Annotated in this window: 9 protein-coding genes; 4 read left to right on the top strand and 5 right to left on the bottom strand. The window is 71.9% G+C overall.

What is annotated here, in order from left to right; all coding sequences use genetic code 11:
- Positions 1 to 44: 44 nt before the first annotated feature.
- The 3 genes from PSH25_RS34080 to PSH25_RS30595 are packed head-to-tail and all read right to left on the bottom strand — an operon-like array spanning position 45 to position 3,606.
- A complete protein-coding gene (locus PSH25_RS34080; RefSeq protein ID WP_238662359.1) occupies positions 45 to 1,514 on the bottom strand; it encodes an O-antigen ligase family protein in 1,470 nt (489 codons plus the stop codon).
- 59 nt (positions 1,515 to 1,573) lie between these two features.
- Positions 1,574 to 2,566, bottom strand: coding sequence for a dTDP-4-dehydrorhamnose reductase family protein (locus tag PSH25_RS30600; RefSeq protein WP_238662358.1), 993 nt, complete (start codon positions 2,564 to 2,566; stop codon positions 1,574 to 1,576).
- Positions 2,563 to 3,606 carry a polysaccharide biosynthesis protein gene (locus tag PSH25_RS30595; protein WP_308193760.1) on the bottom strand — a complete coding sequence of 348 codons (1,044 nt, stop codon included), beginning with the start codon at positions 3,604 to 3,606 and terminating at the stop codon, positions 2,563 to 2,565. The genes PSH25_RS30600 and PSH25_RS30595 overlap by 4 nt, the downstream gene beginning before the upstream one ends.
- A gap of 267 nt (positions 3,607 to 3,873) precedes the next feature.
- On the opposite strand from PSH25_RS30595, the gene PSH25_RS30590 reads away from it, so the two are divergent.
- The 4 genes from PSH25_RS30590 (at position 3,874) to PSH25_RS30575 (ending at position 7,907) form a co-directional block, all read left to right on the top strand.
- Entirely contained in the window at positions 3,874 to 4,614 is a 741-nt protein-coding gene (locus tag PSH25_RS30590; RefSeq protein ID WP_372492888.1) for a sugar transferase, read from the top strand.
- Complete coding sequence (locus tag PSH25_RS30585) at positions 4,611 to 5,537, top strand: NAD-dependent epimerase/dehydratase family protein (RefSeq protein ID WP_238662357.1); 927 nt, start codon at positions 4,611 to 4,613, stop codon at positions 5,535 to 5,537. Before PSH25_RS30590 ends, PSH25_RS30585 begins: the two co-directional genes overlap by 4 nt.
- 5 nt (positions 5,538 to 5,542) lie before the next feature.
- Positions 5,543 to 6,784 (top strand): glycosyltransferase family 4 protein, encoded by a 1,242-nt coding sequence (locus PSH25_RS30580; RefSeq protein WP_238662356.1) that lies wholly within the window; start codon positions 5,543 to 5,545, stop codon positions 6,782 to 6,784.
- 175 nt (positions 6,785 to 6,959) lie between these two features.
- Entirely contained in the window at positions 6,960 to 7,907 is a 948-nt protein-coding gene (locus PSH25_RS30575) for a DUF389 domain-containing protein (RefSeq protein ID WP_238662355.1), read from the top strand.
- Here PSH25_RS30575 and PSH25_RS30570 read toward each other — a convergent pair.
- Positions 7,837 to 8,304 (bottom strand): hypothetical protein, encoded by a 468-nt coding sequence (locus tag PSH25_RS30570; protein WP_238662354.1) that lies wholly within the window; start codon positions 8,302 to 8,304, stop codon positions 7,837 to 7,839. The genes PSH25_RS30575 and PSH25_RS30570 overlap by 71 nt on opposite strands.
- A gap of 24 nt (positions 8,305 to 8,328) precedes the next feature.
- Positions 8,329 to 9,213, bottom strand: a complete 885-nt coding sequence (locus PSH25_RS30565) for an aminoglycoside phosphotransferase family protein (protein WP_238662360.1) — start codon at positions 9,211 to 9,213, stop codon at positions 8,329 to 8,331.
- Positions 9,214 to 9,628: the final 415 nt, after the last annotated feature.

Genomic DNA, 9,628 nt, shown 5'->3' with positions numbered 1-9,628 from the left:
CGCGTGCGCGCGGCAGGGCCCCCGGTTGCCGCCGTCGGCGGTCTCTAACGCAGCGCGGCGGCGGGTCGGCGCGGCGCTCTGTCGTCGAACACGCCGGCCCGCTGTTGGCGTGCCTCCGCGTGGGGCAGGTCGGCGCGGGCGGCGGCATCCCGGTCGACGGGGTCCCGCTTCTTGGGCAGGTGCAGCAGCGCGGCGGCGACCACGGTCCAGAACACGTACGGGTACGTCTGGCCCGTGCCGAACATGGCCGACTCGGTGACCTGGATCAGCAGACCGGTGACGACGAGCCAGACGAGACCCGCGTCGGCCCGGCGTACCGGGGCCCGCAGGACGACCCGCCCGGCGGCCACCAGCAGCAGCACCAGCGGCACCACGGCGGCGAGCCCCAGCTCCAGCAGCAACTGCAGGTAGCTGTTGTGCACCACGCTGACGCCGGTGGTGCCGAAGAACTCGTCGGCGCTGGCCAGCTCGAACAGGTGGTTGCGCGACGCGTACCCGAAGCCCAGCGTGGGGCGGTTCTGCCACCACAGGTCGATGGTCGCCTGCCACATCTGGGTGCGGCCGTTGGACAGGTCACCACCGGTGGGGTCGGTGAAGCGCAGGACGAACTGGCGCATCCAGGGCGCGGCGAAGATGGTGGGCAGCAGGTTGAGCAGGTGTGCCACCAGCAGCAGGGCGGTCACCCCCGCGGCCAGGCGGACCATCCGGCCGAGCCCGTAGCGCAGCACGAGCCAGAGCGCGCCGACGAGCACGGCGATCAGCGCGGTGCGCGACTGCGACAGCAGGAGGCTGGCGGCGGCCGGCACCATGCCGAGCAGCGCGACGTGCCGCCGGGACTGCCGGTAGACCGCCCAGCCCAGCGGGATCGTCAGGGCGCAGACGATGCCGAGCATGTTCGGGTTGTTGTAGAGCCCCTGGAACCGGGTGACGCTGGAGGTCGCGGCGACGAGCGTGCCGTCGGCGAACCCGATGCCGAGGCTGACCACGATGGACGCGGTGAGGACCAGGTAGACCACGCGCAGGTCGGCCATCATGACCGCACGATCGGGCCACCGGCGTCGGATGAGTACGTGCACCAGGGCGGCCAGCAGCAGCAGCGCGACGCCCCGCTGGAGGGTCTCCATCGGGACCACCGACCAGGCGAAGCTCACCGTGGCGAGGCCGGCCATCGCCCAGAGCGCGGCGACGAACACGCGGGTCCAGAGGTCGGTGCGTGCCGGCGTCCGGGCCGGTAGGCAGAGCCCCCAGAGGACCAGGCCGGCGACCGCCGCGTACCGGGGATAGAAGCTGGCCTCGACCAGGGCCGGCACGTTGGACGAGGCGCAGACCAGCAGCCCCATGGTCAGGGCCAGCATCCACCGCCAGCCGTCCACCCGCCGGGTGAAGGCGAGCAGCAGCACCAGCGCCACCAACCCGGTCGCGACCAGCGGGACGGTGATGGCCGCGATGGTGGTGACCACCACGAGACACGTCGCGCCGACGAGCAGGCCCAGTTGGCCCATCCGGTTTCCCACGTGATGTCCTTCGAAGTCCGGCCGCAGGCGTTGCCGGCGGTCGTCGGGTGGGACCGCCCTCAGCGAGGCACGTCCTGTAGGCCCGGTCGGGCCGGTTCGACAGCCCAGCGGGCCCTGGCGGTGTGCATCGCCCGGATCATGTCCGGCCAGTTGGGCGGTCGATAGCCGGTGGCGTGGGCGAGGGCGTCCGCGTTCATCGACCGGTCGCAGGCGAACTCGTCGTCCGGCACGATGTTGCCGGGCCACCCGTAGACCTCGGCGATCAGGCGGAGCAGGTCGTACTTGGAGATCGGCTCGGCGGCCACGTGGTAGAGCCCGGTCAGCTCCGTCCGGGGCAGGATCACCGTACGGAGCAGTCGGGCGAACTCGACTGTCGTCACGCCGCTGTAGATGGCCCGGGTGAAGCCGCGTACCTGCCCCCGCTGGGACAGGAACCAGTCCACCAGCGAGCGGTTCGTGACCAGCTCGTGCCCGATGATCGACGTGCGGAGCGTGAGCGCCGGGGCCCCGCGCGCCTCACCCAGCAGCTTGGACCGCCCGTAGAGGTCGGGTGGGTCCGGCAGGTCGTCCTCGACATAGCCGCCCCGCCGGCCGGAGAAGACGCAGTCGGTGCTGACGTGGATCAGGCGGCTGCCGAGTTGCCCGCAGGCGTCGGCGAGCAGGTGGGGAAAGAGCGCGTTGAGGGTGACCGTCTGCACCGCGTCCTGCACGTCCGGCCGTTGCTTGATCACACCCACGCAGTTGACCACGACGTCCGGCCGCAGGTCGTCGATGAGCTGCCGGACCTGGCCGAACCGGGTCGCGTCGACGGCCGGGGTGATCCGGTCGAGCAGGCGCTGCGGGTACCACCCCGCGCGGTCCTCGATGCTCCGGGCGACGCCGTGGACGTCGAGGTCCGGGTCGTCGCTGAGCTCGCGGATGACCGCGTGGCCGAGCATGCCGGTGACGCCGACGACGAGGACCAGTCGCGTCGGACGCGGCTCCTCCTCGCCGGGGCCGCTGCGTCGGCGGGGAACCAGCTCCGGGCGCCGTCCGGCGGTACCGGTGCTCATGCCGTTACGACCGCCGCCGCCGCGGCCTCGACCTGCGCCCGCACCTCGGGCAGCGTCAGCAGCAGCGACTCGATCTCCGGTACGGACAGCCGCCGGGCGTTGTGCGAGTGGAAGTCGGCCAGGTTGCCGCTCTCGACGTCGCCCTCCTCGAAGTAGAGGGAGTAGTTGAGGTCGCGGCTGTCCACCGGCACCCGGAGGAACTCGCCGAGGTCCTCGACGTGGGCCAACTCCTCGCGGCTGGCCAGGGTCTCGTAGAGCTTCTCCCCGTGCCGGATGCCGAGCACGTTGAACTTCGCCGGGACCCGGAACAGGTTGCACAGCGCGGTGGCCAGATCGCCGATGGTGCAGGCGTCGGCCTTGCGGATGAAGACGTCACCGGGCTGGCCGTACCGGAAGGCGTGCTCCACCAGGTCGACCGACTGCGGCAGGGACATCAGGAACCGGGTCATCGACGGCTCGGTGACCGTCGGCAGCCCGCCCCGCAGGATCTGCTCGATGAACAGCGGGATCACCGATCCACGCGAGTACATGACATTGCCGTAGCGCACGCAGCAGACCCGGGTACGGGCTTCGGGGTTGTTGCGGGAGTGCGCCTGCGCGACCTTCTCCATGAGGGCCTTGGTCATGCCCATCGCGTTGACCGGATAGACGGCCTTGTCGGTGCTCAGCAGCACCAGCGCCTCCACGCCGACCCGCTCGCAGGCGTCCACCACGTTCGCGCTGCCGAGCACATTGGTGCGGACGGCCTCCAGCGGGAAGAACTCGCAGGAGGGGACCTGCTTGAGCGCCGCGGCGTGAAAGACGAACTCCATTCCCCGCGCGGCCTTGAGCACACTGTCGTAGTCCCGGACGTCACCGACGTAGTAGCGGACCCGGTCGTCGCCGAGGCGGTGCCGCATCGCGTCCTGTTTCGACTCGTCACGGCTGAGTACGCGCACCTCGGCGGCCCCGGCGTCGAGCAGTCGGGAAACCATTGTCTGGCCGAAGGATCCGGTGCCACCGGTGATCAGGAATCGCCGGTCCGAAAGCGAGGAAACCACATCTTCTCCTGCCTGTTTCCCGGGGGGCCATCCTCGGGAATCGGATTCTCGTCGAACGCGACCCTACGCTTGGACCAGAGGCGCCGTGACCTCTTCCGCCAAAAGGAATTCGAGTCGTGTTCGCTGTTCGTGGCGGCCTGCCGACAGATATGCGAACAACGCTCGGCGTTGTCGAAGTGGCCCGTTCGGCCCCCCATTGTCGACGCGCCGAAAGTCGTTAGCGCTAAAGACGGAGTTGGTGCTCTGGAAAGGTGGTATGCGTACTCCATGCCAAAAGTTGCTCTCCACGCGGCGCACCCGCGCGCCGGTGCTTCCGACCTGACGACCGGTCGGGAAACACCTCGGGACGGCACTACGACACGGCGACCGTACGATCGCTGGAAGCGGCTTCTCGACGTCCTCGGCGCTCTTCTCGTCCTCCTGCTCGGCGCTCCCGTGCTGGCCCTGGTGGCCCTGGTCGTGCTGGTGGCGCACGGGCGTCCCGTGCTGTTCCGGCACACCCGACCGGGGCTGCACGGCACGTTGTTCGAGGTGGTCAAGTTCCGCACGATGCGCCACCCCGACCCGGACCGAGGGCTGGTGAGCGACGCGGATCGCCTGACCCGGGTGGGCCGCTGGTTGCGGGCCAGCAGCCTCGACGAGTTGCCGGAGTTCTGGAACGTGCTGCGGGGCGAGATGAGCGTGGTCGGTCCCCGCCCGCACCTCGTCCGCTACCTCAGCCTCTACAACCCGGAACAGGCCCGACGGCACGACGTACGGCCCGGTATCACCGGGCTGGCCCAGGTGCGTGGCCGCAACGCGCTGGACTGGGACGCGAAGTTCACCTACGACGTCGAGTACGTCGACAGGCGGTCCTTCCTGCTGGATCTGAGGATCGTCCTGGCCACGATCTGGGTGGTGCTCAGCCGCCAGGGAATCTCCGCGCCGGGCGCGGCCACCTGGCACGAGTTCACCGGCAACCCGCCCGCGCAGGCGAGCGCCGAACACGACTCCGCCGACCGGCGATGAACCGGGTCCTGCTCCTGGGCGCCGGTGGGTTCCTCGGCCGACACATCCGGACGGCGCTGGCCGCCCACACCACCGTCCGGTCGATCACCCGCGCGGAGTGTGACCTGGTCCGGATCGAGCTGCGTGACCTGACCGCGCTTGTCGCCCGGGAGCGACCGGACGTGGTGGTGACGGCGGCCGGGCGGATCGTCGGCTCCGGGTACGACTTCGTGCAGGCGCACGTCGTAGCGACCGCGAAACTGATCGAGGCGGTGGCCGCCGCCGCCCCCGGCGCCCGCCTGATCCGGATCGGCTCGGCCGCCGAGTACGGCACCGTGCCGCACGGCCTCGCCGTCAACGAGGAGTACCCGGGCGCACCCGTCAGCGAGTACGGGCTCAGCCACCTGGCCGCCACCCGGTTGGCGGAGCTGGCCGGCGGGGCCGGCCGCCTCGACACGATGGTGTTGCGGATCTTCAACCCGGTCGGGCCGGGAATGCCGCCGGGCAATGTGCTCACTCGGGTGACCGCGATGGTGAGGTCCGCGGTCGCCACCGGAATGGGGGAGATCGCCGTGGGTCTGCACGACACGTACCGGGACTTCGTCGACGTGCGGGACGTCGCCACGGCGGTCCTCGCCGCGGCGCGCTGCCGGCCCGGGCCCGCGCGGGTCTTCAACGTGGGCAGCGGCAAGGCGGTGGCGACGCGCGACGTCGTCCAGTTGCTGGCCGAGGTGTCCTCCTTCACCGGCGACATCCGCGACGGCAGTTTCGCGCCCGATGCCAGCCGCTCGGCCGCGGTGCCCTGGATGTGCGCCGACATCGAGCGCGCGAACCGGGTGCTCGGGTGGGCGCCCGCGTACGACCTCGGTGAGTCGCTGACCACGCTATGGCAGGCCGACGGCGAGCAGCCCGCCCGCCCCGTCGCCGGTTCGGCGGCGAGGTGACGCCCATGCGGATCGGCCTGCTCACCCAGTGGTTCGACCCGGAGCCGGGCGCCGCGGCGCTCCCCGGGATGCTCGCCCGAGCCCTCGCCCGTCGAGGACACGAGGTCCAGGTCCTGACCGGCTTCCCCAACTACCCGACCGGCGAGCTGGCGCCCGGCTACCGGGTGACACGCCGCCTCGACGAGGTCGACGGAACGACCCGGATCCGCCGGGTGGCCCTCTATCCCAGCCATGACCGCTCCGCGCTGCGACGGCTGGCCAACTACGGCTCCTTCGCCGCCTCGGCGCTGGTCTCCGGCACGTCGGCCCTGCGCGGCCTGGACGCCCTCTGGGTCGGGAACTCACCGATCAGCGTCGCCCTGCCCATGTGGTTCACCCGGTACGTGCAGCGGGTGCCGGTGCTGCTGCACGTCCTGGACCTGTGGCCCGACAGCGCGGTGGCCAGTGGCTTCCTCGGCACCGACCGGGTGTCGCGGATGATCGAACGGGGAATGGCCGGCTGGTGCGGTGGGATGTACCGCAGCGCCGGCCGGGTCGCGTACGTCTCGCCCGGCGCCGCCGACCTGCTCGCCGGCCGAGGCGTGCCCCGGGAGAAGCTCGTCCACATTCCGGTCTGGGCCGACGAGACACCGCGTACCCGCGTCGCCGACCTGCGCGCGGAGTTCGGGCTCCGCGAGGACCAGGTGGTGCTGGTGTACGCCGGAACGCTAGGCGAGGCGCAGGGGCTCGACTCGCTCATCGACGCCTGCGCCCGGATCCGCGACCCGCGGTTGGTCTGCCTGATCGCCGGCTCCGGAACCACCGAGGAGCGGCTACGACGGCGGGCCGAGGAGGCGAACGCGACACACGTGCGGTTCCTCGGCCGGGTGCCCCGGGAGCGGATGCCCGCGCTCATGGCCACCGGCGACGCGCACTACGTGAGCCTGCGACCGGGCGGCATGTCGGCGTACACGATGCCGAGCAAGGTGCAGGCCACCCTCGCCGCCGGGCGGGCCCTGCTGGTCGCCGCGGAGGGGGACGCCGCCGCCGTCGCGCGGGACAGCGGTGCCGGTATCACCGCTCGACCGGGTGACCCGGACTCGATCGCCGACGCCCTGCGGGAACTCTGCGACCTGGGCCGGGAGAAGCTTGAGCTGCTCGGTCAGGCCGGTCGGGCGCACTACGACCGGGTCTTCTCCGTCGCCGCCGGCGCCGAGCGGGTCGAGCGGGCGCTGTGCGAGGCGGTGGAGAGCCACCGGCGGCGCTGACCTCGGCGAAGCACGTTCCGGACCGTGGACAGCTCGTCCAGACTGGTGGCGCGCAGCGCCGGCACGTTGTGCCCTCGGCCTTGTGCAGCTCCCTGCCTCGACGGGGCGCGCTGTAGAGTCGCGACGGCCGGTCGGGCGAGGGAAGAAACGGCCGGACCTGCGAGGGGGATGGCGCGTGCTGCACTTGAGGGTGATCACCCCGGAGAGCAGGTCGACGGAGGTTGTCGACCTGCTCTCCGCAGAGGCGGGGGTGACCCACCTCGCCGTGCTGCCTGGTGCCGCCCGGCAACCGCAGGGTGACCTCATCCTCTGCGACGTGGTGCGGGAGAGCGCCGACCGCGTGCTGCGGGAGTTGCGGCGGATCGGCGTGGACACCAGCGGCGGCATCGCGGCCGAGGACATCGAGCTGACCATCTCCGCGGCGGCCGACCGGGCGGCGCACCGGGCACCGGGCAGTGGCGCGGACGCGGTGGTCTGGGACGAGATCGCCGCGAAGACCGGCGAGCAGACGGAACTGTCCGGCACGTACCTCGTGCTGATCGTGGTGGCCACCATGATCGCCGGCATCGGGGTGCTGCTGGACCAGCCGATTCTCATCGTCGGGGCGATGGTCGTCGGTCCGGAGTTCGGCCCCCTCGCCGCGCTGTGCGTGGCGTTGCTGCGCCGCCGGCTCGGGGTGATCGGCCGCTCGGTGCAGGCTCTCGTGGTCGGCTTCCTGGCGGCCATGGTGGCGACCGTGCTGAGCACCTGGGCGCTGACCGCAGCCGGCCTGGTCAGCCGGGAGATGCTGCTCGCCGAACGCCCACTCACCGACTTCATCTGGCGGCCGGACGCGCTGTCCTGGGTGGTCGGTCTACTCGCCGGCGTGGCCGGGATGCTCTCGTTGACGTCGAAGAAGTCCGGCAGCCTGGTCGGGGTGCTGATCTCGGTGACCACGGTCCCGGCCGCGGCGAACGTGGCGGTGGCCGCCGCCTACGGAGTGTGGGACGAAGCGGGCGGCTCGGCACTCCAACTGGTGATCAACCTGGGCGCGATCGTCCTGGCCGGACTGCTCACCCTCGTGGTGCAGCAGGTCCTGTGGTGGCGTCTGGCTCGCCGGTTCCGTCGTCCAGCAACCGGGTGAGCAGCGTCCGCAACGGGATCGACTCGCCGTCGCGGCCACCGGCCCCGACCACCAACGGCGCCGGGCTGGGCTCCGGGTCAGCGCCGAACAGCCGGGCCCGCAGACCGCCCGGCACGGTCAGCAGGTGGAACCGGCCGGCCACGTCCACCGCCCGGGTCTCGGCCCGGTCGACGTACCAGCCGGTCAGCCTGGTCCGGTAGCGCCCGCGCCCGTCGTAACCCCGGGCGACCAGCCGGGTGGTGCGCAGCCCCCGCCGGGTCGCCTCGGCCACGAACCAGGCCACCAGCTTCGCCGCCTCGGCCTGCTCGGCGGCCCGCCGCCGCGCGTCCGCGTCGGCGTGCGCCCGCACCGCCTGCCGCTGCTGATCCCGCCACTCTCGGGCGTCTCGCTCACCCACGACGCCGACGGTACGCGAGCCGACTCAGTCGAGCACGGCCCGTAGCGTGTGCCGGGCGATGCCGGCCATCACCGGATTGGTGTCGACGTAGTAGGGCAGCGCGTTGATCGCCTGCAGCAGAGCCCAGCCGCGCCCCCGCTGCCAGGTCGCGTCGTCCACGCCCAACGCCCGCCGGTACGTCTCCCGGGAACCCGCGTCGAGCATGTTCCACGCCGGCATCAGGTCCACCGCGGGGTCACCCAAGCCGGCCGTTCCCCAATCGATAACGGCAGCCAGTCGACCGTCGCGGACCAGCAGGTTGCCCGGCATCAGGTCGGCGTGGATCCACACGTCGGTGGGGTCGTCGCGGCCCGCGTCCCGGCACCGGGCCCACACCTCGGTGAGCGCGGCGGTGTCGGTGAGCGCGCCGCTGACCGCGAGCGCGGCCCGTACGCCGGTGTCCTCGTCGGCCAGTGGCCCGCCGCGCCCGTTCCCGGACCAGGCCCGCCCGCCGGTGTCGATGCCGCGCAGGGCCGTCACCACGGCGGCCAGGTCACCGGCGAACACGTCGAGGTCGCCGATCCGGTCGGGCTGGGCCGTCTCGCCCGGAATGAACTGGTACGCCGTCCACGGCCCGGGGTACCCGTCGCCCGGCTCGCCGAGGCCGAGCGGTTCGGGCACCGGGACCGGCAGGTGCGCGCCGAGCAGCACGGCGTACTCCTGCTCACGCCGTAGTTCGGCGCGCAGCTCGGGTCCGGTCGAGGGGAGCAGCGGAAACCGCAGCACGATGTCCGGGCCGAGCCGGAACAGGGCGTTCACCGTGCCGGTCGAGGGGAGCGGCCGGACCGGCAGGCCCCGCCACCGCGGAAACTGCTCGGACACCAGCGCGGAAACCACGTCCACGCTCACGTCAACCTGATCGGCGTGCATCCTCACCGCGAGATCATCGACCCGAACCTCGCGGCCACGCCAGCGGATTTCCCCGCCGCCCGCGCCGGCCGCCGCCCGCGGTCGTCCCGGCCGGGTCTGGGCCAGGGGGTGGGCACCCGCGCCGATCTTGCAGTTTCGGTTGTCGAGATAGGCGGATTGCCGGCTATGTCGGGACAGTAAGTGCAAGATCGACGGAGAGGGGCGGCTCGGCTTCGGCGATCATGGAGTTGTGGTGCCTGGCTTGGTGTTTCTCGGGCGATTTGTCGCCCACCACAACTCCATGATCGACGGGACGGGGCGGGGTTGACGTGCCGAACGGGGTCAGGCCAGGCCGGCGCGGCGCAGGGCTTCGGCCATCGCGTCGTTGGCCGGCGCCGGTGCGCCCTGCCGCTGCCCGCCACGACCGCCCTGCTGC

Source organism: Micromonospora foliorum (genome assembly GCF_022229015.1).
Taxonomy (GTDB): Bacteria; Actinomycetota; Actinomycetes; order Mycobacteriales; family Micromonosporaceae; genus Micromonospora; species Micromonospora foliorum.
This window is presented reverse-complemented; position numbering and strand designations above follow the sequence as displayed.